A 22,226-nucleotide genomic window follows, 5' to 3' on the forward strand; every position below is an offset into this window, starting at 1 on the left:
GTCAGTCGGATCCCGCGGGGACCGTCGGGGCCGCTCCGGCCTGGATCATGGTCACGCCGCGGGGCTCGAGGGTCCAGCCGAACGTGTCGGCGGGGACGGTGACGTGCATCGAGAACCCGGCCTGCAGCGAGTTGTTGGCGCCGTTCCAGATGTCGCGGGCGCGGTGCCGGTCGTCCTCGACGAACGAGATGAGGATCGGCGCCTCGAGTTCGGGGGCGACGTACTCGGCCGGCAGCGCGTCACGGGCGGCGAAGCGGCTGAGCACCTCGCCGAGCAGCTGGTGCGACTCGCGCGGGTCGTTGCCCACCCAGGCGCTGATCATGTAGTTCAGCTCGATCATCGGCTGCGGCTTGCGGCGCTCGGTGCGGCCGTCCTCGGCGGACGCGCGACGGGTGAAGCGGTTGGGCTGCGAGCTGCGGGAGATGTCGAACAGGAACAGGTTCACGGTGGGGCGCGTGACCGAACCGGCCCACGCCGAACTCGGCACGTCGAAACTCACGTCACCGGCTTCTTCGGGGAAGGGCAGCTCCGCGCGGAGCATGTGCTCCAGGCTGTCGTCCACCAAGCGGATGAACATCGCTGCGAGTCCCTCGATCCCGCTCCCGCGACGGCTTCGGGGCCGCCCGGGAGCATCACGCACCCCGGCCCGAATCCGGATGCTCACGCAGTCTTTCCGAGCGTGGTTTAGCGGTCAACACACACGGGCACAATGCCCGATTTACAGGTCCTTCCGCGCTCAGTCGGGGCCCTTTTCACCCCGAATCGGGACTTTCGGCGGCGGGGTGCTCTCAGCCCCGCGCTACCCGATGCCGGTTTCGGTCACCGCCCACAGCAGGTCCTCGCGGTGGCCGGCGGCCCGCGTCCCCAGGGTGATGCCCGCGGGCGACGAACCAGGTGCCCGCACGAGCCGCTCGGGCGCGGAGCGCCGGCGCGACCCGCGACGACATGACCTCAGGCGGCCGCGACCCGGGCCAGCGCGTCGCGGTACGCGGGACTCTGCATGACGCGGTCGGGCAGGGTCAGTGCCGTGCGCCGGACCACCCGGCCGGCCAGGCTCGCCACCGGATCGGTGGTGGGCAGCGCGGGCAACCCGTAGAGCCGCCGTGCCCACGGCGGCAGCATCGCACCGGCGACGGCAACCATCGAGGCCCAGGCCGGACGGGCCGGCGTGGCGAGCGAGACCCAGCGCGGCATCGGGGGAGCGAACCCCCACAGCACGTTGCGGCGGGCGACCCGGGTGACCCGCAGCGACGGACGGACCCGGTCGTAGTAGTCGGCGATCTCCCGCTCGGACCGGGGGACGTCGGCCGGGTCGAGTCCGACCTGAGCCGCGCTGGCGCGCATCTCGTCGACGTAGCGGTCACCGTCGCCCGGGCCGAGCGTGCCGCCGCTGCGCCGGTAGGTCGACAGGAACGACTCGACCTCGGTGCAGTGCACCCACAGCAGCAGGTCCGGGTCGTCGACCCGGTAGGGCTCGCCCGACTCCGGTTCGACGCCGGGAGCCAGCGAGGCGTGCAGCCGGCGCAGGCCGGCCCCGGCCTGCTGCGCGTCCGCGGTGGTGCCGTAGGTGATCGTCGCGACCCACTCGCCGGTGCGGCGCAGCCGTCCCCACGGGTCGCCGCGGAAGAACGAGTTGTCGTCGAAGCCGGCCATCACGAGCGGATGGACCGCCTGCAGCATCAGCGCCCGGAAGCCCGCGAGGAGCATCGACGGATCGCCGTGCACGCGCCACGTCACCGAGTCGGGTCCGAACAGGCCGACGTCCGCGGTGTCGCCCGACGGCGCGATCTCCATCCGTCCATGGTGCGCCGCGGGTGGTAACGAGGCGCGGCGCGCAGACGCTACCTCCCCAAGGGTGTGGTCGGCCGGTCGTGACGCTCCTAGCGTCGGACGGGGCCGCATCGACCAACCGGGGGAGCACACCGTGCCGCAGGACGACGACGTCCCGACCGTGGCCGCGCTCGAGGACCGTCTGCGCGAGCGTGACCTCGTCATCGCGGGCCTGCGCGCCGAACTGCGCCAGGCCCGCGAGGTCGGTATCGCCATCGGGGTGCTGCTCGCGCGCTCGCCCGGCTGGACCGAGCTCGAGGCCACCGAGGCCTGGGAGCGCGCCTGCGACGAACTGACCCGTGACGGCCACGTCGAGGCGCTCGCGTCCTACGTCGTGCAGACCGGCGCCCTGCCGGGCCACGGGGTCGAGGCGCCGGGCTGACCACCGCGAGGCGGCGTCCCCCTGCCCGATCCGCGCGCCGGGGCTGACGCGCACCGCGCGAGCGCCCATGCTGCCGTGATGACGAGCGCCGCGGGGTGGTACGACTCGATGCCCGGTCATTACGACCGCTGCCTGGGGCCCTCGCTGTTCGCGCCGTGGGCCGGTGTCATGAGCGACGCCGTCGCCGGGTACGCGCCGAGTGACGTGCTCGAACTCGCCGCCGGCAGCGGGGTGCTCACCGCCGAACTCGTCCGCCGAGTGCCCGCCGCGCGCCTCGTCGCGACGGACCTCAACGCCGACATGGTGTCGTTCGGATCGTCCAGGGTCGGTGCGGCCGAGTGGACGACCGCCGACGCGCAGGCGCTGCCCCTGCCGTCCGACGCGTTCGACGTCGTCGCGTGCCAGTTCGGGTGGATGTTCTTCCCCGACCGCCCGGCAGCGGTCAGGGAGGCGGCGCGGGTGCTGCGACCCGGCGGGCACCTGGTGTTCTGCGTCTGGGACGACGTGGCGGCCTCGCCCTTTCCGGCCGCCCTCGTCGCGGCACTGCACGACCTGTTCGGCAGCCAGGCGCCGCGTTTCGTCGAACAGGTGCCGCACGGCTATCACGATGCCGGTCTCATCCGGTCCGACGTCGTCGCCGGCGGCCTCGAGTGCGAGCAGATCCGGCGGCACGTGGTGCGGGGGACGGCCGCGTCCGCCGACGACCTGGCGGTCGGGTTCTGTCTCGGGACACCGCTGCGCTTCGGCCTCGAGCGACTCGGACCGCTCGACGAGCTGACCCGGGCGGTGGGTGAGCGGATGACGCACCACCTCGGGCCGGGACGGGTGACCGGGGACCTCGCCGGTCTGGTCGTGGTCGCGCACCGACCGGACGGGGTTGCTCCAGCAGGATGAGCGGATGAGCACCGCCGACGACACCGCGGACGACACCGCTGACGACACCGCCGCCCGCAGCCTCGAGCACTGGAGCGAGGCCGGCCGCGCCGAGATGGAGGACTTCTACGTCCTCGCGATCGAGGACTACCGGCAGCTCGCGCTCGCCGACGACTGGCCGGCCACGCTCGGCGCGCTCGCCCGCCCGGGCTGGCGACTGCTGGACGTCGCGTGCGGGTCGGGCAAGTTCCCGTCCGCGCTGCAGCGGTACTGCGACCTGTCGGACCTGCCCGAGCTCACGTACGACCTGCTCGACCCGTCCGCGTTCAGCCTCGCCGAGGCCCGCGCGCAGTTGCGTCCGCCGTTCCGGGCGGGGGACGAGCACCAGGTCACGCTGCAGGACCTGCCGGCCGGCGCCGGGCCGTACGACGTGGTGTGGGCGACGCATGCGCTGTACGCCCTGCCGCCGGACGAACTCGCCCGCGGCGCCGCGCGCTTCGTCGCCGCGCTGCGACCCGGTGGCCTCGGCTTCGTCGCCCAGGCCACAGCGCGCTCGCACTACCTTGCGTTCTACGACGCGTTCCGCGCCGGCGTCCGTGCCGCGACGCCGTACACGACGGCCGAGCAGGTCGCGGACGCGCTCGGCGCCGCAGGCGCGAACGTCCGCACCCGCACCGTCATATACACGAGCGGGACGGACGACCGCGCCGTCGCCGAGGGCTTCCTGCAGCGGTGCGCCTTCGACGACACCGTCGGACTCGACGAGATGGAGGCCGCGCCCGTGCTCGGCGACTACCTCGCCGGCTGCCGCACCGACACCGGCGGGTACGTGTTCGAGCACGAGGTCATGCTGATCACGATCTGATCGTCACGCAGGCGGTGCGTAGAGCTGCAGGTCGTTGCCCTCGCTGTCGCGGAAGGGCGCGATGCGTCCCCACGGGTGGTCGCTGATCTCGCCGGTGAACTCGACGCCGGCCTCGCGCAGCCGCGAGACCTCGTCCTCGATGTCGCCGTCCGGACGGAACGAGATCACCGCGCCGCCGTGCCCGCCCTCGGCCGCCGTCTCGCGTCCGTTGAGCCCGATCGTCAGGCCGTCCGCCTCGATCTCCGACCAGTCGTCGCCCTCCCGGCTCTTCACCGACAACCCGAGCGTGCCCTCGTAGAACCGCACCGCACGGTCCATGTCGGTCACCGGGACCCACACCGTCGCCACTCCAGAAGCCATGTCGTCCTCCGATCCACGGACGGCGTTCGCCGTCGCTCACCAAGGACGTGCCCGAACGCCGGACCGGCAAACAGCCCCCCGGCACGACGAAGGCCCCGGGACAGGTCCCGGGGCCGCCGCCGAACAACGATCAGACGTCGTAGATCAGACGTCGTAGTACAGCTCGAACTCGTGCGGGTGCGGGCGCAAGCGGATCGGGTCGATCTCGTTGGCGCGCTTGTACCCGATCCAGGCCTCGATGAGGTCCTCGGTGAAGACGCCGCCCTCGGTGAGGTACTCGTGGTCGGCCTCGAGCCGGTCGAGCACCGCATTGAGCGAACCCGGCACCTGCGCGATGGAGGCCAGCTCGTCCGGCGGGAGCTCGTAGAGGTCCTTGTCGACGGGCGCGGCCGGCTCGATCTTGTTCTTGATGCCGTCCAGGCCGGCCATCAGCATCGCCGAGAACGCCAGGTACGGGTTCGCCGACGGGTCGGGCACGCGGAACTCGATGCGCTTCGCCTTCGGCGACGTGCCGGTGATGGGAACGCGGATGCAGGCGGAACGGTTGCCGGCCGAGTAGACCAGGTTGACCGGCGCCTCGAAGCCCGGCACCAGGCGGTGGTAGCTGTTCACCGTCGGGTTGGTGAAGGCGAGCAGCGACGGCGCGTGGTGCAGCAGGCCGCCGATGTAGTAGCGCGCCGTGTCGGACAGGCCGGCGTAGCCGAGCTCGTCGTAGAACAGCGGCGAGCCGTCCTTCCACAGCGACTGGTGGCAGTGCATGCCCGAGCCGTTGTCGCCGAACAGCGGCTTCGGCATGAAGGTGGCCGTCTTGCCCGCGGCCCAGGCGACGTTCTTGATGATGTACTTGAACTTCTGGACGTCGTCCGCGGCCTTCTGCAGCGTGTTGAACTCGTAGTTGATCTCGGCCTGGCCGGCGGTGCCCACCTCGTGGTGCGCCCGCTCCAGCTTCAAACCGGCGTTGATGAGCGCGGTGCTCATCTCGTCGCGCAGGTCGGCGTAGTGGTCGACCGGGGGCACCGGGAAGTAGCCGCCCTTGTAGCGCGTCTTGTAGCCGCGGTTGCCGCCCTCCTCGACGCGACCGGTGTTCCAGGCGCCCTCGATCGAGTCGATGTGGTAGTACCCGCGGTTCTGCGCGGTCTCGAAGCGGACGTCGTCGAAGACGTAGAACTCCGCCTCGGGACCGAAGTACGACGTGTCGGCGATGCCGGTCGTCTTCAGGTACTCCTCGGCCTTCTTGGCCACCTGGCGCGGGTCGCGCTCGTAGGGCTCACCCGTGCGCGGCTCGACGATCGAGAAGTTCAGGTTGAGCGTCTTGGCGCGGCGGAACGGGTCGACGAAGGCGGTCTCGGGGTCCGGGATCAGCTTCATGTCGGACTTGTGGATCGCGGCGAAGCCACGGATCGAGGAGCCGTCGAACATGGCGCCCTCGGTGAAGAAGTCCTCGGGCAAGGTGGCCGCGGGCACGTTGAAGTGCTGCTGCTGGCCGGGGAGATCCGTGAAGCGGACGTCGATGAACTCGACGTTCTCGTTCTTCACGAAGCTCAGGACCTCGTCGGGGCTGGTGAACATCAGACCTCCGGATAGGCGATTGGGGAATCGGCGGCGACGCTACGTCCGGATTGTTTCAGGGAGGTGACCGGGACGGTCCCCGACCCCGCAAATCCGGCGATCCGGACGGGTGGTGCGGGTCACTTGCCGCGGACGACCGCGGTGTCGGTGAAGCGGTCGTGCAGGCCCCGGTTGTCGCGGTCGAAGATCACGGCGGGGACGAGCAGGAACAGCAGCAGCGTGCGCAACAGGATGCGGCCCGGCCCGACCGCCTCGTTGCGGTCGACGCGGATGAGCCGCAGCCCGAACAGGTACATGCCGAGCGTCCGCCCGAAGAACAGGCAGCCGACCACGTAGTCGACCGCCAGTGGCAGCAGGCTCCAGGAGCGGGGGAGCTGGTCGGCGAACCCGCCGCCCCCGCCGCCGCGCACGAACAGTGCGGCGATCACGGTCGCGATCAGCGCGTCGACGAGGAACGCGAGCACCCGCGGGCCGGTGGGGGCGAGCGAACCGACGCCTGCGTCGGGCAGGCCGAGGCGCTCGCCCTTGTACTTCTGCGGCTGGTGGGAGGGTGAGGTCACGGCCGCCTCAGGTGCGACGGCGGACGGTGCGCTGCACGTTGCGCATCTTCGCGCCCTGCGGCATCGGGCCCTGCGGCAGCGGGGACTTCGCGCCGCCCAGTGCCTGCAGCCGCTTCTCGAGGGCGTTGACCTGCTCCTTTGAGAGGTTCGCCGGAAGCTTCAGCAGGTGCCGGTTGAGCTTCGACAGCGGGATCTCGCCCTCGCCCGAGCCGACGGTGACGTCGTAGATCGGGGTGTCGCCGACGATGCGGGCGGTGCGCTTCTTCTCCTGCGCGATGAGCCCGCGCAGCCGGTGCGGCGCGCCCTCGGCGACCAGCACGACGCCCGGCCGTCCGACCAGGCGGTGGATCGCGTCGAGGTGCGTGGTGCCGGCGACGGCCTGGGTCAGCCGCCAGTCACCGCGCAGGTTCTGCTGCAGCATCCAGCCGGCGGCGCCCGCCTGTCCCTCGGCCTGCGCGAACATCGAGCGTTGCGCCCGGCGCGAGAACACCAGCATGCCGACGAAGATCGCGAGCAGCAGCGCGATCGGGATCGGCACCACCACGGAGTCGGTGATGATCAGGCCCAGCGCGTAGACGACCGCCGCCGTCACGACGGTGAAGCCGATCAGGTAGGGCAGGAACTTCGGGTCCTGCTGACGGGTCAGCGTGAAGGCCTGCTTGAGGTTGCTGAAGGTCTCGCGCCGCTTCTGCTTCTTCGCCGCGCGCAGCGCCGACTTCTGCTCCTTGGTGAGCTTCGGTTTCGCTGCCTTCTTGCCGGACGCTGCCATGGCTCCGATCGTAGTTGCCGCCGCGAACGCCCCAAGGGCGCGGGCGTGGGATCCGTGTTAGCTCTGCGTTTGCCTCGTCACCGTTCCGTTATGCATACTCGGACCTTCGTGCCGCCGCCGGCGTGTTCGACTCCGTCCCCCACCCGGAGGTTGTCCGTGCTCCGTCGTGCCGTCGCCCTGATGGGCGCAGCCGCCGCCACCACCACCGTCCTCGTCGCGGGCGCGCCCGTCGCGTCCGCCGCCGGGGGTCCCCGCGGGGACGTCACCGTCGCGGTGCAGAACCAGTCGGCGCACCGGCTGTCCGTCCGCGGCTGGGCCTACGACTCGCGCGACCGCAGCCGCACGATCGGCGTCCGCATCTACGCCGGAGGCGTCTACCTCGGACGGGCGATCGCGAACCTGCCGAACCACCGCTTCCAGCACACCTTCACGGTGACGCGCAAGGTCGCGTCGGTGCAGGCGAAGAGCTTCGGCATCGGACGGACGAAGACCGCCCTGTCGGGCCAGGCGGTGAAGCAGTACACCCCGCCGTCGGGCTCGCAGATCGTCAGCATCGCCAAGCGCTACGTCGGCAAGGCGCGCTACGTCGACGGCGGCGCGTCGCCGCGCCGGGGCTTCGACTGCTCGGGCTTCACCAAGTACGTCTACGGCGTGGCCAAGGTCGCGACGCTGCCCCACAACACGAACTCGCAGGCCGCCATGCGCGGCATGCGCAAGGTGTCGGCCGCTGCCGCCCGTCCGGGCGATCTGGTCTTCTACCACGGTGGCGGCGGCATCTTCCACGTCGCGATCTACGCCGGCGGCCACAAGCAGGTCGCCGCCGCGACCCCGCGCGACGGCATCGTCTACCAGAACATCTGGTCCTCGAACGTCACCTACGGCCACTACGTCGGCTGACGCCGCGTCCGGCCCCGGCCGCCGACTGGCAGGGTCGCGCAATGACTGGCGACGTCCACTCATGACTGGACGACCAAAGGTCGCCAGTCAGCGAGGGAACGTGCCAGTCAGCCCGGCGGGAGGGGGAGGGTCAGCCGCGGGCGGCCATCGCCTGGTCGTAAAGCCGTCCGGCGCGGTAGGACGAGCGGACGAGCGGCCCGCTCATGACGCCGGCGAAGCCGAGCTCCTCGGCCTCCTCGCGCAGCTCGACGAACTCCTGGGGCTTGACCCAGCGCTCGACCGGGTGGTGCCGCGGCGAGGGGCGCAGGTACTGCGTGATCGTGATGAGCTCGCACCCGGCCTCGACGAGCTGGGCCAGCGCCTCGCTGATCTCCTCGCGGGTCTCGCCCATGCCGAGGATCAGGTTCGACTTGGTGACCAGGCCGTCCGCCCGCGCCGCGCGGATGACGTCCAACGAGCGCTCGTAGCGGAAGCCCGGGCGGATGCGCTTGAAGATGCGCGGCACGGTCTCGACGTTGTGCGCGAACACCTCGGGGCGGGAGGAGAAGACCTCGGCCAACAGCTCGGGGATCGCGTTGAAGTCGGGGGCGAGCAGCTCGACGCCGGTGCCCTCGTTCAGCTCGTGGATCTGCCGGACGGTCTCGGCGTACAGCCACGCGCCCCCGTCGGCGAGGTCGTCACGCGCGACGCCGGTGATGGTCGCGTAGCGCAGTTGCATCGTGCGGACGCTCTCGGCGACGCGGCGCGGCTCGTCGCGGTCGAGCGGCTGCGGACGGCCGGTGTCGATCTGGCAGAAGTCGCAGCGCCGGGTGCACTGGTCGCCGCCGATGAGGAACGTGGCCTCGCGGTCCTCCCAGCACTCGTAGATGTTGGGGCAGCCCGCCTCCTGGCAGACGGTGTGCAGGCCCTCGTTCTTCACCAGCGCCTTGAGCTCGGTGTACTCGGGACCCATGCGGGCCCGGGTCTTGATCCACTCGGGCTTGCGCTCGATCGGCGTCTCGGCGTTGCGCTGCTCGATACGGAGCATGCGGCGCCCGTCCGGCTGTACTGCGGTCACGAGTCCACGGTACTCAGCAGCGCGGGCAGGCGGCGCTCGACGGCCGGCAGCACCTCGGCGACCGTGACGTCACGTCCGGTCTCCTGGCTCAGCGACGTGACCGCGGCGTCGGGGATGCCGCAGGGCACCATGTTGGCGAAGTAGCTCATGTCGGGGTCGCAGTTGAGCGCGAACCCGTGCAGCGTCACCCCGCGGGCGACCCGGATGCCGATCTGGCCGAGCTTGCGGTCGGGACCGTCCGTGCCCTTCACCCACGCACCCGAGCGGCCCTCGACCCGTCCGGCCGTGACGCCGAACTCGGCGCAGACCGCGATGAGCAGGTCCTCGACGCGGCGCACGTAGGCGACGACGTCGACCGGGTCGGCCAGCTTCAGGATGGGGTAGCCGACCAGCTGTCCCGGGCCGTGCCAGGTGATCTTGCCGCCGCGGTCGACGTCGATGACCGGCGTGCCGTCGAACGGCCGCTCGTGCGGCTCGGTGCGCTTGCCGGCGGTGTAGACGGACGGGTGCTCCAGCAGCAGGACCGTGCCGGGACGGGTGCCGTCGGCCACCGCCTCGTGGATCTCGCGCTGCTGCCTCCAGGCCTGCTCGTACGGGACGAGGCCGGCGCGGACGATCTGCAGGGTGCCGGCGTCGGTCGTGCTGGTCGCGGTCACGTGCTCCACGGTAGTCCGCACCCCTGCCCGGGCTGCCCCCAGACGAATGTCAGGGGTCATTCAGGGCTTAAACCCATCGAGACGTGTCCGGAGGTCCCGATACCTTTTGCTCGGCCCGGACGGCAACCCTCCGTTCGGGCAGCAGCCCCCGTGCCGAGAACCCGACCCGGAGACGACGTGACCATCACCCAGCCGGCCCCCACCACGCGGCCCGACCCACCCCGACAACGCCGACCGTGGGGCGTGTGGGTGGTGCTCGCCCTCGGCGTCCTGTTCTTCCTGCTGGCCGGCCCCGGAGGCACCGCCGAGGGCAAGCTCGGCGACGTCCAGAAGAACGACAGCTCGTCGTTCCTGCCCGAGTCGGCCGACTCGACCAAGGTCGCCGACGCGTCCGACGCGTTCACCGGCGCGCAGTCGATCCCCGGTTTCGTCGTCTACAAGAAGGACGCCGGGCTCACGCAGGACGACTACGCCAAGATCGTCGGCGACATCCGCAAGTTCGCGGACGTCAAGGGCGTCTCGGCGGACGAATTGCGCCCCGTGCCGTCGCTCAGTGCCGACGGCACGGCGGTGGCGAGCTTCGCGAAGTGTGACGGGAAGTGTGACGTCGCCGCGGTGTCCGTCCCGCTGGTCGGCAAGGAGAACGGCAAGACGGTCGAGGGACCCCAGCTGGTCGACCGCGAGAACGAGATCCTCGACATCGCGAAGAAGGGCAACTCCGACGGCGTCGTGGTCAACCCGGCCGGCGCCACCGGCCTGCTCACCGCGTTCATCGACGCCTTCGAGGGCCTCGACACCAGCCTGCTGCTCGCGGCCGGCCTCGTGGTCATCGTGATCCTGCTGTTCGTCTACCGCAGCCCGATCCTCTGGTTCTTCCCGCTGTTCAGTGCGGTCACGGCGCTCGGCATCTCCGCTCTGGTGATCTACCCCCTGGCCGACAACGAGGTCATCACCCTCGACGGCCAGAGCCAGGGCATCCTGTCGGTCCTCGTCATCGGTGCCGGCACCGACTACGCGTTGCTGTTCATCAGCCGGTTCCGTGAGGAGCTGCACGTCATCCAGAACCCCGTCGACGCGATGATCGCGGCGTGGAAGGGCACCGTGCAGCCGATCGCCGCGTCCGCCGCGACCGTCATCGTCGGCCTGCTGTGCCTGTCGCTCGCCGATCTGAACTCGACCGCGGGGCTCGGTCCGGTGTGTGCGATCGGCATCGGGGCCACCGTGCTGGTGATGCTCACCCTGCTGCCGCTGTCGATGCTGTTCGTCGGACGGTTCGTGCACTGGCTGACGCCCATCGGGTGGGTGCTGCTCGCGCTCGACTTCCGCAAGCGCCGCATCAGCGACGGACGGTGGCTGTTCTGGCCGAAGCGTCCCGAGTTCGACCACCGCACCGACGTCATGGCCAACCATGGCCTGTGGGGACGCTTCGCGAAGGCGCTCTCGAACAACTCCCGGCGCAGCTGGATCGGCGCCGGAGTCGTGCTGGTCGCCTGCGCCGTCGCGGTGATCACCCTGAAGACCGACGGCCTGTCGACCCAGGACGGCTTCACCACCAAGCCCGACGCCGTGGTCGGGCAGGAGACCTACGACGCCGCCTTCCCGCAGGGCAAGGGCGCGGGCGCGCCGGCGCAGATCCTCGCGAACGCGGACGCCGCCGACGCCGTCATCGCGGCGGCCAAGTCGGTCGACGGGGTGTCGTCCGCGCCGAACGGGGTGTGCCGAGCCCTCAACTACGGCGCCATTGCAGACCTGTCGCCCGACGAGCTCGCGCAGTTCCGGCAGAGCGTCACCGCCGGGCAGTGCCCGCCGTCGTTCGTGTCGGCGACGCCGAAGAACGGCAAGATCCTCATCGACGCGACGCTGACGTCGAGCTTCGACTCCACCCAGGCCTACGACACCGTCAAGGCACTGCGAGCGAAGCTCGACACCGTCGACGGCGCCGACGCGCTGGTCGGTGGCCAGTCGGCGGCGAACCTCGACGTGCAGGACGCGTCCCGCCACGACCGCAACCTGATCATCCCGATCGTCCTGATCGTCATTTTGATCATTCTTGCGCTGTTGCTGCGGGCGCTGGTGGCACCGCTCATCCTGATCGCGACCGTCGTGCTGTCGTTCTTCGCGTCCCTCGGGGTCAGCGCGCTGTTCTTCAACCACGTCTTCGACTTCGTGAATGCCGATCCCGGTTACCCGTTGTTCGCCTTCGTGTTCCTCGTGGCGCTGGGCATCGACTACAACATCTTCCTCATGACCCGGGTGCGTGAGGAGACCGTCGAACACGGCACCCGCGAAGGTGTCGTCCGTGGTCTCGCCGTGACCGGCGGCGTGATCACCTCCGCGGGGCTCGTCCTCGCCGCCACGTTCGTGGTGCTGGGTGTGCTGCCGATCGTCTTCCTGGCCCAGATCGGGTTCACGGTCGCGTTCGGCGTGCTGCTCGACACCGTGGTCGTGCGTTCCATCCTGGTGCCGGCCCTGGCCACCGACATCGGCAAGAAGATCTGGTGGCCCTCGAAGCTGGCGTCCGCCGCCGCGAAGGACTGAGGAGTTCAAGCAATGAAGACGATCGCCGAGTTCGCGATCCGCCGCCGCTGGCTGGTGCTGGTCGGGTGGCTGGTGCTCATCGTGGCCGTGCAGGGCCTCGCGAGCGCCGCCGGGGGAGCGTCCTACAAGGACACGTTCAGCCTGCCCGACACCGAGACCGCCACGGTCACGCAACTGCTCAAGGACGCGAAGCTCGAGAACCAGACGGGCGCGTCCGGCACCATGGTGCTGAAGAACGAGAAGGGCGCCTTCACGGGGGCGCCGGCGTCGCTGTCACCGGCGCTGAGCAAGCTGTGCGACGCCAAGATCGACGTCACGCTCATCGCGACGCCGTGGCGCTCGTACTCCTGCGCCGACGGGAAGACGGGGCCGGGCAACCCGAAGCTGCTCAACTCGGGCAAGGACTCGTCCACGGCCCTCGCGATCATCACGTGGAAGAGCGGCCAGTACGACCAGTCCGAGTTCAAGAAGGCGTACGAGCAGCTCAAGAGCCTCGGCACCGCCGACCTGCGCGTCGAGTTCACCGGCCAGGCGTTCCAGGGCATCGGGCAGAGCGAGGGCTCCGGGCTGTCCGTCCTCATCGGTTTCGGCGCGGCGCTCGTCATCCTCGCGCTGGTGTTCCGCACCGTCGCGGCCACGGTGCTTCCGCTCGCGAGTGCGCTGGTCGCGCTGGTCGGCGGGCTGGGTGTCATCTACCTGCTCAGCCACGCCATCAACGTCTCGAACATCACCCCCTACCTCGCCGAACTGATGGTCATCGGTGTCGGCGTCGACTACGCGCTGTTCATCGTCACGCGGCATCGGCGCAATCTCAGGCGTGGCATGCCGGTCGAGCAGTCGATCGTGTCGGCCATCAACACGTCCGGCCGGGCCGTGCTCTTCGCGGGCACCACCGTCTGCATCGCGATCCTCGGCCTCATCGCGCTCGGGGTCAGCTTCTTCAACGGCATGGCCGTCGCCACCGCGCTGGCGGTCGCGTTCACGATGGCCGCCTCGCTGACCCTGCTGCCGGCCCTGCTCAGCCTGTTCGGGCTGAAGGTGCTGCCCCGCAAGCAGCGGGCGGCGGTGCGCGAGGGCCGTTTCATCGACGACACCCCGGTCGGCTTCTGGGCGCGGTGGTCGAAGTTCATCGAGCGTCGCCGCGTGCTGGTCGCCCTCGGCTCGGGGCTGGTGATGATCGCGCTGGTCGTTCCGTTCTTCTCGCTGAACCTCGGGTCCAGCGACCAGGGCAGCGACCCGAAGAGCTCGACGACCCGCGCCGGCTACGACCTCATCAGCAGCGAGTTCGGCGTCGGCTACAACTCGACGCTCGAGGCCGTCATCGACGGTCCGGGTGCGTCCGACCGCCAGTTCCTGCAGCGGGTGGAACAGCGGCTGAAGCAGACCGACGGGGTCGACGACTCGAGCGTCGCGGCACAACCGCTCGGCAAGGAGATCGCGTTCGTCACCTTCAAGACGACGACCGCGCCCGAGTCGGAGAAGACCTACCAGCTCGTCCGCGATCTGCGCGACGACGTGTTCCCACCGCTGTACGACGGCACGCAGAACAAGATCTACGCCTACGGGTCGACCGCGATCAACGTCGACTTCGCCGAGGTGCTCGGCCGCAAGATGCCGCTGTTCATCGGCGTCGTCGTCGGCCTGTCGTTCCTGTTGCTGATGATCGCGTTCCGCAGCCTCGTCGTCCCGCTCACGGCGGCGGTGATGAACCTGCTCGCCGCGGGCGGGTCGTTCGGCATCGTCGTCGCGATCTTCCAGTGGGGTTGGTGGTCGGACGCCATCGGCGCCGGGCCGGGCGGTCCGATCGACGCGTGGATCCCGGTGATGCTCTTCGCGATCCTCTTCGGCCTATCGATGGACTACCAGGTGTTCCTCGTCAGCCGCATGCACGAGGAGTGGGTGCACACCCGCGACAACCGCCGCTCGGTGACCGTCGGCCAGGCCGAGACCGGCGGCATCATCACGGCGGCGGCGCTCATCATGATCGCGGTCTTCCTCGGCTTCCTGCTGACGCCCGGGCGTCCGATCAAGATCTTCGGCAGCGGCCTGGCCATCGCGGTGTTCCTCGACGCGTTCGTGCTGCGCACGATGCTGGTGCCCTCGCTGATGCAGATCTTCGGCAAGCGCAACTGGTTCTTCCCGAGGTGGCTCGAGAAGGTGACGCCGAAGCTGTCGGTCGAGCCGCCCGAGACCGAGCCGACGCCGCGCGAGCCCGCGCTCAGCGGCCGCTAGTCACAGCAGGCGCGTCTCCAGCGGGGTCTCGACGGCAGTGCCGTCGGGACCCCGTTCGACGTGGTACGCACGCTTTCCCTCGCGCTCGGTCACGGCCTCGGCGAACTCGGTGCCGCGGTACAGCACCCCGGCTCCGTCGTCAGTCGCGTAGCCGGACGGCAACGTGCCGTCGGCGATGAGCTGCTGGAACAGCGGACGGCGCTGCTCCTCGGAGTCGTAGTGCACGCCGTTGCTGAACGGCACCAGCGCGAGCCCGTTCGTCACGGGGCGCAGGTCGGGACCGAACGAGTCGGTGGTGCCGCCGACGTGCCAGCAGATCGAGCCGGCGCTGACGCCGGTGAGCACGACCCCCGCCTCCCAGGCGGCGCGCATCGCGGCGTCGACGCCGTGCAGCCGCCACATCGCGAGCAGTCCGGCGACGCTGCCGCCCCACACCCAGACGACGTCCTGGGCGAGCAGATGCTCGGTGACGTCCGCGACGTTCGGCATCGGGAACAGGCGCAGGTGCGTCGCCTCGACCTTCGCCACCCGCGCGGCGTCGTAGAAGTCGCCGATCGTCGTCCACTCGTCACCGAGCGCGGTGTTCAGGAAGCACACCCGCGGCGCGCGTCCGGTCACGCCCGCCAGCTCGATGGCGTGGTGCGTCAGCGGACCGAACTCCCAGCGGATGCGGTCGGACAAAACGCGTCCGCCGGAGGTGGCGAGGATGGTCGGGGCGTCGGCAGGCATGGTCCCGAGCCTACGAAGCGGCCCGCCGCCGGCTCACCGCAAGGTCAACAGACCGAGCTCGCCGCGGTGCAGCGTGCCACGTGCCAGCGCATAGCTCGTGAAGACGAAGTACCGGTGGCCCGACAGCAAGGGCGTGCGCACGACGGCACTGTGCAGGGGCCCGACCTGCGTCGGCAGGAGTTGCGGGCCGTCGTACCGCACCGACAACCGCCGCACCGTCGCGAAGTCCGGCTGGCTGACCGCCCGACGCAGCTGTGCGCCCGTTGCCGAGCGGGCGACCTCGCGCACGTACACGTTCATGAACTTCGTGCTGCTGCGGTTGACCAGGCGCAGCGTGCGTCCAGCTGTCGTCGACGCCGGCAGGTGCGCCGATTTGTCCTGGGTGACGGTCGTCGACCTCGGCCTGGCCGCGTCGAGCGGTGCCCCGGTGACACGGATCGTGCGGACGTCCTGCCGCCGTACCGTGTCGGTCGACGACCCGTCGAGGACGAAGTAGCTCCCGCGCGGAAGGAACACCCAGACGTTCGCGCCGGGAGCCACGTAATCGACGTAGTCGAACAGCCGCTTGCGGGTCGCGACGGACGACGGCGACTGATCGTTGACGTAGCGCAGGAACGTGGTCAGCCGGTGCCCCTTCGCGCGGACGAGGAGCGCGCCGCCGTAGGACAGCGCCGACACCCGCAGGTGCGCTCCGGGAGCGTGCTGTGCGTCGCCCCTGCGGCCACGTCGGCGCAACACTAGGGGTTGACGTTCGACGACACCATGCCTCGGCGATTCCGGGGATCCGTCCTGTGGACAACCCCGGACACCGGTGTCGGCGGGCTTAGCGTCGGGACATGACCCGGTCCGAACGCCCCGCCTTCCGCCTGCGCGGCTACGAGGTCGAGCGGCTGCTCGGGCGCGGGGCGTCGGGCGAGGTGTGGCGGGCCCGGGCGACGGCCAGCGGTCACGCCGTGGCCCTGAAGCGCCTGTCGCTCGAGCCGGGGTCGGACGTCGAAGCGCAGGCCCGCCGGGCGCGGGCCGAGGCCGCGGTGCTGACGGTGCTCGACCACCCCAACCTGGTGCGGCTGCACGACGTCGTGCGGGCGGACGACGCCGTCGTGCTCGTGCTCGACCTCGCCGACGGCGGCTCGCTGGCCGACCTGCTGCGTGCCCGCGGACGGCTGTCGCCCGGCGAGGTGATCACCGCGATCGCGCCGGTGGCTGCCGCGCTCGCGTACGTGCACCGGCAGGGCGTGGTGCACGGTGACATCAGCCCCGCGAACGTGCTGTTCACCCCCGGCGGTGTGGCGCTGCTCGCCGACCTCGGCACGGCCCGGCTGCTCGGCGACGACATCGACGCCGAGAGCACGCCCGCCTACGTCGATCCGGCGGTGGCGCTCGGGGGAGTGCCGGCCCCGCCGAGCGACGTGTTCATGCTCGGTGCGGTGGCGCTGCACGCCCTGACGGGTCGCCCGCCCTGGACGGGTCGCGATGCCGAGGCGGCGCTCGCCGCGGCCCGGCTCGGCCGGCTCGAAGGCGTGGCCGACGCGATCGTCGCGGCCGGGGCACCGCCGGACATGGCGGCCGTCGTCGCCGGCGCGCTCGCGGTGCAACCGTGGCGCCGCTGCAGCGCCGCCGACCTCGCCCTCGATCTGCGGCACAGCGGCACCCCCGTCGCGGTCGAACTGTCGGCGGGACGGCCTCGGCAGCACGTCGCGCAGCCGCCCGTCCCCGAACCGCGCGCGCCCGTCCGCGACGCGCCCTCGGCAGGCAACGACGCCCACGTCCGGGCCGTCGCCGACGAGGACGACCGGCTCGCCGACCCGTTCGCCACCCCGCGGCGCGCGCCGTTCGCCGGCGTCGGGCATCCGGCGACCGCCGACGATCGGCGCGGCGAGTGCGGTGCCCCCGGGGCGGCCGACCGCGCTGCCGATCGCGTCGAGGTGGCTCGGGCCGGTCGCGCGGCGGTGGCCGGCGCCCGGCGCGGCAGTGGCCGCCGCGCCGATCGGCGCGAGGTCTACGGTCCGCGTCACGCGGCGCTGCCGAATGCCTACGGGGCGAGGCCGGGTGCCGACGGCATGCCGCCGACGAGGTACGGCGTGGCGTCCGGTGCCGACGGCGTGGCGTCCGGTGCCGACGGCGTGGCACCGACTGCTTACGGGGTGCCGCCGACCCGGGCGGTCTGCCCGCGCCCCCGGCCGCAGCTGCCCCACGTGCCCGACCGCGGCGCGAACCTGTGGTCGCCGGTCGCGGCGGCGCTGCGCCGTTCCCGCCGCCCGCTCGCGGTCGGTTCCGCGTTGCTCGTGGCCGCGGCCTGCGGGGCCGCGATCGCCGTGGGCGTGACCGAACCCTTCGACGCCGCCGCCGAACCCGGTGCGCGGTCGGCGCCCGTCGCGTCCGCCCCGCACACCACGACGTCGCGTGAGGCGACGCGGCCCGGGCCTGCCACGTCGCGTCCCGCACCGGCAGGGTCGCGGACCGCCGCGCCGTCGCCGTCCGCGTCGCCGTCCTCACGGACGGTTCCGGGACCGCAAGGTCCCGTCCCGGCGCAGGGCAGTTGGTGGCAGGCGTTGCGCACGCTCGACGCCACCCGGGCCCGCGCCTACGCGACCCGCGACCTCGCGCTGCTGGCCGACGTCTACGGTTCGCCGCGCCTGCTGGCGACCGACGCGGCGACCCTGCGCCGGACCGTCCCCGCGGGATGCGGGCTCGAGGGAGCGGTCACCCGCTACAACCGGGTGCGGGTGCGGGTGGTCACGTCCGCACGCGCAGCCGTCACGGCGCGGGCGGCGATCCCGTCGACCCGGCTGCGCTGCGGCACGGCCGGCGACCGGGTGGTGGCCCCGGTGCCGCCCACCACGGTGCGTCTCGAGCTGGCCCGCGGCGCGCGTGGCGTCCGCATCGTCGCCCAGACGGTGGGCGGCACGACGTGACGACCGGTGTCAGCGTCCGAGTTCGGCGCGCAGGGCGGTCTCGATGTCCGCGTGGGCGAACGTGAACCCGGCGTCGAGCAGCACCTGCGGCACGGCGCGCTGGCCGGTCAGGGTGTTCCACGCGAACTCACCCAGCGCGATCTTCGCAGCGAACGCCGGAACCGGGAACACGGTCGGACGGTGCAGCACGGTGCCCAGCGCCTTGGTCAGCTCGGCGTTCGTGACCGGTTCGGGCCCGGTGAGGTTCACCGGGCCGGTGATCTCCGGGTGCTCGACGAGGAACCCGATCGCGGCGAGCTCGTCGGTCAGCGAGATCCACGGCATGTACTGCTTGCCCGAGCCGAGCTTGCCGCCGATTCCTGCCTTCACCACGAGCGACAGCGGCTTGAGCAGGCCGCCGCCCTTCGCGAGCACGAGCCCGGTGCGCAGGTGCGCGACCGAGACGCCGGCCTCGACCGCGGGTCGGGCGGCGTCCTCCCAGAGCTGGCACACGCCGGCGAGGAAGTCGTCGCCGTTCGGCGCCGACTCGTCGATGCGGCGGTCGCCGGTGTCGCCGTAGTAGCCGACCGCCGACGCGACCACGAACCGGCGGGGTCCGCCGTGCTCGGCCAACGACCGTGACAGCGTGCCCACGCTGTCGACGCGTGACTGCACGATCTGCTGCTTGTAGCTCTGCGTCCAGCGTCGTCCGACGTTGACGCCCGACAGGCAGATCAGGACGTCCGCGCCGGCGAGGAACTGCGGGTCGACACGTCCGGCCGCCGGGTCCCACCGGTCGGTGCCCGGTTCGGACGTCTCGTGGCGCACCAGGACGTCGACCTGGTGCCCGGCCTCACGCAGCTGCCGTTTCAGCGGCGCCCCGATGAGGCCGGACGCCCCGGCCACGACGATGCGCACCTACAGGCCCAGGTCCTGCTCGAACGCGCCCGCCTCGAGCCGCTCCTTCATCGTCACGAGGAAGCGCGCGGCGTCGGCGCCGTCGACCACGCGGTGGTCGTACGACAGCGCCAGGTACACCATCGAGCGCACCGCGATCGTTTCGCCCAACTCGTCGTCGGTGACGACGACGGGCCGCTTCACGACCGCCCCGGTGCCCAGGATGCCGACCTGCGGCTGGTTGATGATCGGGGTGTCGAACAGCGCGCCGCGGCTGCCGGTGTTGGTCAGCGTGAACGTGCCGCCGCCCAGCTCGTCCGGAGCCACCTTGTTGTCGCGCGTGCGGGCCGCGAGATCGGCGATCTTGCGGGCCAGCCCGGCCAGGTTCAGGTCACCGGCGTCGTGGATCACCGGCACCAGCAGACCCCGGTCGGTGTCGACGGCGATGCCCAGGTGCTCCGAGTCGTGGAAGGTGATCGTCTTCTCGTCCATGTCGACGGAGGAGTTCACCGTCGGGTGCGCCTTGAGCGCCTCGATCGCCGCGACCGCGAAGAACGGCAGGAACGACAGCTTGACGCCCTCGCGGGCCTCGAAGTCCTTCTTCGCCCGGTCGCGCAACCGCGCGATGCGGGTGACGTCGACCTCGACGACCGTGGTCAGCTGCGCGGAGATCTGCAGCGACTCGACCATGCGGGTCGCGATGACCTGCCGCATCCGCGACATCTTCTCGACCTTGCCGCGCTGCTGCGTGACGGTGGCCGCCGCGGTCGCCGCCGCGTCCGGACGGTCGGTGCCGCCCTGGGCGGCCGCGGTCGTCGGCGTGGGAGCGGACGACGCGGCCGCGGCCTTGTCCTTCGCCGCCTCGGCCGCGGCGAGGACGTCGGACTTGCGGATGCGTCCGCCCACGCCGGTGCCCTGGACGGACGCGAGGTCGACGTCGTGCTCGCTCGCGAGCTTGCGCACCAACGGGGTCACGTACGTGCCGGCCGGCTCGTCCTCGTCGTCGGACGACGACTGCGCCGGGGCCTGCTGCGGGGCGGGTGCCTGCGGGGCGGGTGCCTGCGCCGGCGGCGCGGACTCCTGCTTCGGCGGCTCGGCGCTGGCAGGCGCGGACGCCTGCACGGGCTCGGGCTCCGGCTCGGGCTCCGGCTCGGGCTCCGGCTCGGGCTCGGGCTGCGGCTCGGGCTCGGGTTCCGGCTCGGGCTCCGGCTCGGCCTGCGCCTCGGCCTGGCCGCCGGACGAGTCGTCCGACGAACCGCCGTCCTCACCGGCCTCGCCGATGATCGCCAGCTCGACGCCGATCTCGACCGTCTCGTCCTCCTGGACCTTGATCGAGAGCAGGGTGCCCGAGGCGGGCGACGGGACCTCGGTGTCGACCTTGTCCGTCGAGACCTCGAGCAACGGCTCGTCGGCGTCGACGTGGTCGCCCTCGGCCTTGAGCCAGCGGGTCACGGTGCCCTCGGTGACGCTCTCACCGAGGCGCGGCATGGTCACGGACGTCGACATCGCTGTCTGGTACTCCCTGGCTCTCGAAGGCGGTGGGACGGGCAAGGCGGTGGGACGGGAAAGGCGGTGGGACGGGAAAGGCGGTGGGACGGGAAAGGCGTGGGGTCGAGAAGGATCAGTCGTGGACGTGGAGGGGCTTACCCGCGAGCAGCAGGTGAGCCTCACCGATCGCCTCGGACTGGGTCGGGTGCGGGTGGATGAGCTGCGCGACCTCGCCGGGCAGCGCCTCCCAGTTGTAGATCAGCTGGGCCTCGGCGATGAGCTCACCGACGCGGTCGCCGACGATGTGGACGCCCACGACGGGGCCGTCCTTCTCGGCGATCAGCTTGACCGCGCCCTTGGTGTTGAGGATCGCCGACTTGCCGTTGCCGGACAGGTCGTACGTGACCGTCTTGATGCCGTCCTGGCCGTACTTCTCGGCCGCCTGCGCCTCGGTCAGGCCGACGGAGGCGACCTCGGGCTGGCAGTAGGTGATGCGCGGGACGCCGGCGTAGTCGATCGGCACCACCGGCAGGCCGGCGATGTGCTCGGCGGCCAGGATGCCTTCGGCGAAACCGACGTGGGCCAGCTGCAGGTGCGGCTCGCCGCCGATGGAGATGAGGTCGCCGACGGCGTAGACGCCGTCCACGGACGTCCGCAGGAACTCGTCGGTGATGACGAAGCCGCGCTCGATGCGGACGCCCTGCTCCTCGTAGCCGAGGTTCTGCGACACCGGTCCGCGGCCGACGGACACGAGCAGGATCTCGGCCTCGAGGGTCTCGCCACCCTCGAGCGTGACGGTCACGCCGGAGTCGGTCGACTCGACCTTCTCGAAGCGCTTGCCCAGCTTGAAGTCGATCTTGCGGCGGCGGTAGGCGCGCTCGAGCAGCTTGGAGCTGGACTCGTCCTCGAGGGGCACGAGGTGGGGCAGCGCCTCGACGATGGTGACCTTGGTGCCGAACGACGTCCACGCGGACGCGAACTCGCAGCCGATGACGCCGCCGCCCAGCACGATGGCCGACTCGGGCACGTGGTCGAGCTGCAGCGCGCTCTCGCTGGTGAGCACGCGGCGGTGGTCGATCTCGAGACCGGGCAGCGAGCGGGAGTACGAGCCGGTGGCCAGGATGACGTTCGCGCCGGTGTACGTGTCGTCCCCGACCTGCACGGTCTTGGGGCCGACGAGCTTGCCCTCGCCCTCGACGGTCTCGATGCCGCGCGCCTTGATCAGGCCGGCGAGCCCCTTGTGGTTCTTGGAGATGACGCCGTCCTTGTACTTGTTCACCCCCGCCATGTCGATGCCCTCGAGCGTGGCGTTGACGCCGAACTGGGCGCTCTCGCGGGTGTTGTCGGCGATCTCGCCGGCGTGCAGCAGCGCCTTGGTCGGGATGCAGCCGCGGTGCAGGCAGGTGCCCCCGACCTTGTCCTTCTCGATGAGCACGACGGACTTGCCGAGTTCGGCCGAGCGCAGCGCTGCGGCGTACCCACCGCTGCCGCCACCGAGAACGACCAGATCGACCTGCTTGTCAGCCACTTCGTTGCACCTCTTCGGAACGGGACCGGCGTCTGCACCCCATCCTTCCACCCCGGCCGTTTCATTGCGCACACCCGGGTTTGGGCTGACAGGATGCCGTCC

General features: G+C 71.2%; 20 protein-coding genes. 7 read left to right on the forward strand and 13 right to left on the reverse strand.

The genetic code is table 11. The features are described 5' to 3' along the window. Position 1: 1 nt before the first annotated feature. Positions 2-577, reverse strand: coding sequence for a Pvc16 family protein (locus ACYVP9_RS03605; RefSeq protein ID WP_460603321.1), 576 nt, complete (start codon positions 575-577; stop codon positions 2-4). A gap of 374 nt (positions 578-951) precedes the next feature. Further along, positions 952-1,794, reverse strand: coding sequence for an oxygenase MpaB family protein (locus ACYVP9_RS03610; protein ID WP_460603322.1), 843 nt, complete (start codon positions 1,792-1,794; stop codon positions 952-954). A 130-nt stretch (positions 1,795-1,924) separates the two neighbouring features. Here ACYVP9_RS03610 and ACYVP9_RS03615 point away from each other — a divergent pair, with 130 nt between their 5' ends. The 3 genes from ACYVP9_RS03615 to ACYVP9_RS03625 all read left to right on the forward strand — a co-directional run bounded on the left by ACYVP9_RS03615 (position 1,925) and on the right by ACYVP9_RS03625 (position 3,950). After that, on the forward strand, positions 1,925-2,212 hold the full coding sequence (locus tag ACYVP9_RS03615; RefSeq protein ID WP_460603323.1) for a hypothetical protein: 288 nt from the start codon (positions 1,925-1,927) through the stop codon (positions 2,210-2,212). Positions 2,213-2,290: 78 nt separating this feature from the next. Next, a complete protein-coding gene (locus tag ACYVP9_RS03620; RefSeq protein ID WP_460603324.1) occupies positions 2,291-3,106 on the forward strand; it encodes a class I SAM-dependent methyltransferase in 816 nt (271 codons plus the stop codon). Between the two features lie 4 nt (positions 3,107-3,110). Then, positions 3,111-3,950, forward strand: coding sequence for a class I SAM-dependent methyltransferase (locus ACYVP9_RS03625; RefSeq protein WP_460603325.1), 840 nt, complete (start codon positions 3,111-3,113; stop codon positions 3,948-3,950). Between the two features lie 3 nt (positions 3,951-3,953). Here the strand turns inward: ACYVP9_RS03625 and ACYVP9_RS03630 are convergent, their stop codons facing one another. From ACYVP9_RS03630 to ACYVP9_RS03645, 4 genes are all read right to left on the reverse strand, one after another. Then, on the reverse strand, positions 3,954-4,310 hold the full coding sequence (locus tag ACYVP9_RS03630) for a VOC family protein (protein ID WP_460603326.1): 357 nt from the start codon (positions 4,308-4,310) through the stop codon (positions 3,954-3,956). A gap of 144 nt (positions 4,311-4,454) precedes the next feature. Beyond that, positions 4,455-5,879 carry a type I glutamate--ammonia ligase gene (gene glnA, locus ACYVP9_RS03635; RefSeq protein ID WP_460603327.1) on the reverse strand — a complete coding sequence of 475 codons (1,425 nt, stop codon included), beginning with the start codon at positions 5,877-5,879 and terminating at the stop codon, positions 4,455-4,457. A 119-nt stretch (positions 5,880-5,998) separates the two neighbouring features. Beyond that, entirely contained in the window at positions 5,999-6,439 is a 441-nt protein-coding gene (locus ACYVP9_RS03640; protein ID WP_460603328.1) for an RDD family protein, read from the reverse strand. A 7-nt stretch (positions 6,440-6,446) separates the two neighbouring features. Further along, positions 6,447-7,208 (reverse strand): DUF4191 domain-containing protein, encoded by a 762-nt coding sequence (locus tag ACYVP9_RS03645; protein ID WP_460603329.1) that lies wholly within the window; start codon positions 7,206-7,208, stop codon positions 6,447-6,449. A 156-nt stretch (positions 7,209-7,364) separates the two neighbouring features. On the opposite strand from ACYVP9_RS03645, the gene ACYVP9_RS03650 reads away from it, so the two are divergent. Then, positions 7,365-8,105 (forward strand): C40 family peptidase, encoded by a 741-nt coding sequence (locus ACYVP9_RS03650; RefSeq protein WP_460603330.1) that lies wholly within the window; start codon positions 7,365-7,367, stop codon positions 8,103-8,105. A 130-nt stretch (positions 8,106-8,235) separates the two neighbouring features. Here the strand turns inward: ACYVP9_RS03650 and lipA are convergent, their stop codons facing one another. Together lipA and lipB are read right to left on the reverse strand one after the other, a co-directional pair. Then, positions 8,236-9,162: a lipoyl synthase gene (gene lipA / locus ACYVP9_RS03655; protein ID WP_460603331.1), complete on the reverse strand. Its 927-nt coding sequence runs from the start codon at positions 9,160-9,162 to the stop codon at positions 8,236-8,238. Continuing rightward, a complete protein-coding gene (gene lipB / locus ACYVP9_RS03660) occupies positions 9,159-9,818 on the reverse strand; it encodes a lipoyl(octanoyl) transferase LipB (protein WP_460603332.1) in 660 nt (219 codons plus the stop codon). Before lipB ends, lipA begins: the two co-directional genes overlap by 4 nt. Before the next feature lie 183 nt (positions 9,819-10,001). Here lipB and ACYVP9_RS03665 point away from each other — a divergent pair, with 183 nt between their 5' ends. Next, entirely contained in the window at positions 10,002-12,356 is a 2,355-nt protein-coding gene (locus tag ACYVP9_RS03665) for an MMPL family transporter (protein WP_460604281.1), read from the forward strand. 12 nt (positions 12,357-12,368) lie between these two features. Beyond that, positions 12,369-14,588 carry an MMPL family transporter gene (locus ACYVP9_RS03670; protein WP_460603333.1) on the forward strand — a complete coding sequence of 740 codons (2,220 nt, stop codon included), beginning with the start codon at positions 12,369-12,371 and terminating at the stop codon, positions 14,586-14,588. On the opposite strand, the gene ACYVP9_RS03675 is transcribed toward ACYVP9_RS03670, so the two are convergent. Beyond that, on the reverse strand, positions 14,589-15,317 hold the full coding sequence (locus tag ACYVP9_RS03675; protein ID WP_460603334.1) for a Type 1 glutamine amidotransferase-like domain-containing protein: 729 nt from the start codon (positions 15,315-15,317) through the stop codon (positions 14,589-14,591). It abuts the gene before it with no gap. Between the two features lie 33 nt (positions 15,318-15,350). Continuing rightward, the gene (locus tag ACYVP9_RS03680; RefSeq protein WP_460603335.1) at positions 15,351-15,995 is read right to left on the reverse strand and encodes a hypothetical protein; all 645 of its coding nucleotides are present in this window, start codon (positions 15,993-15,995) and stop codon (positions 15,351-15,353) included. 158 nt (positions 15,996-16,153) lie between these two features. Here ACYVP9_RS03680 and ACYVP9_RS03685 point away from each other — a divergent pair, with 158 nt between their 5' ends. Further along, positions 16,154-18,232, forward strand: coding sequence for a protein kinase domain-containing protein (locus ACYVP9_RS03685; RefSeq protein WP_460603336.1), 2,079 nt, complete (start codon positions 16,154-16,156; stop codon positions 18,230-18,232). 9 nt (positions 18,233-18,241) lie between these two features. Here the strand turns inward: ACYVP9_RS03685 and ACYVP9_RS03690 are convergent, their stop codons facing one another. Genes ACYVP9_RS03690 through lpdA form a run of 3 tightly spaced genes read right to left on the reverse strand, consistent with a single transcriptional unit; the run spans position 18,242 to position 22,124 of the window. Next, positions 18,242-19,129: an epimerase gene (locus ACYVP9_RS03690; protein ID WP_460603337.1), complete on the reverse strand. Its 888-nt coding sequence runs from the start codon at positions 19,127-19,129 to the stop codon at positions 18,242-18,244. Continuing rightward, positions 19,130-20,779, reverse strand: coding sequence for a 2-oxoglutarate dehydrogenase, E2 component, dihydrolipoamide succinyltransferase (sucB, locus tag ACYVP9_RS03695; protein WP_460603338.1), 1,650 nt, complete (start codon positions 20,777-20,779; stop codon positions 19,130-19,132). Next, positions 20,730-22,124 carry a dihydrolipoyl dehydrogenase gene (lpdA, locus tag ACYVP9_RS03700; RefSeq protein ID WP_460603339.1) on the reverse strand — a complete coding sequence of 465 codons (1,395 nt, stop codon included), beginning with the start codon at positions 22,122-22,124 and terminating at the stop codon, positions 20,730-20,732. The genes sucB and lpdA overlap by 50 nt, the downstream gene beginning before the upstream one ends. Between the last annotated feature and the right edge of the window lie 102 nt (positions 22,125-22,226).

This window comes from Jatrophihabitans fulvus, assembly GCF_054781375.1.

Excerpts from the sequence above, each read along its gene's own strand:
- ACYVP9_RS03605 (WP_460603321.1), bottom strand. The coding sequence starts at position 577 with ATGTTCATCCGCTTGGTGGACGACAGCCTGGAGCACATGCTCCGCGCG.
- ACYVP9_RS03610 (WP_460603322.1), bottom strand. The coding sequence starts at position 1,794 with ATGGAGATCGCGCCGTCGGGCGACACCGCGGACGTCGGCCTGTTCGGA.
- ACYVP9_RS03620 (WP_460603324.1), top strand. The coding sequence starts at position 2,291 with ATGACGAGCGCCGCGGGGTGGTACGACTCGATGCCCGGTCATTACGAC.
- ACYVP9_RS03625 (WP_460603325.1), top strand. The coding sequence starts at position 3,111 with ATGAGCACCGCCGACGACACCGCGGACGACACCGCTGACGACACCGCC.
- ACYVP9_RS03630 (WP_460603326.1), bottom strand. The coding sequence starts at position 4,310 with ATGGCTTCTGGAGTGGCGACGGTGTGGGTCCCGGTGACCGACATGGAC.
- glnA (WP_460603327.1), bottom strand. The coding sequence starts at position 5,879 with ATGTTCACCAGCCCCGACGAGGTCCTGAGCTTCGTGAAGAACGAGAAC.
- ACYVP9_RS03645 (WP_460603329.1), bottom strand. The coding sequence starts at position 7,208 with ATGGCAGCGTCCGGCAAGAAGGCAGCGAAACCGAAGCTCACCAAGGAG.
- ACYVP9_RS03670 (WP_460603333.1), top strand. The coding sequence starts at position 12,369 with ATGAAGACGATCGCCGAGTTCGCGATCCGCCGCCGCTGGCTGGTGCTG.
- ACYVP9_RS03675 (WP_460603334.1), bottom strand. The coding sequence starts at position 15,317 with ATGCCTGCCGACGCCCCGACCATCCTCGCCACCTCCGGCGGACGCGTT.
- ACYVP9_RS03685 (WP_460603336.1), top strand. The coding sequence starts at position 16,154 with ATGACCCGGTCCGAACGCCCCGCCTTCCGCCTGCGCGGCTACGAGGTC.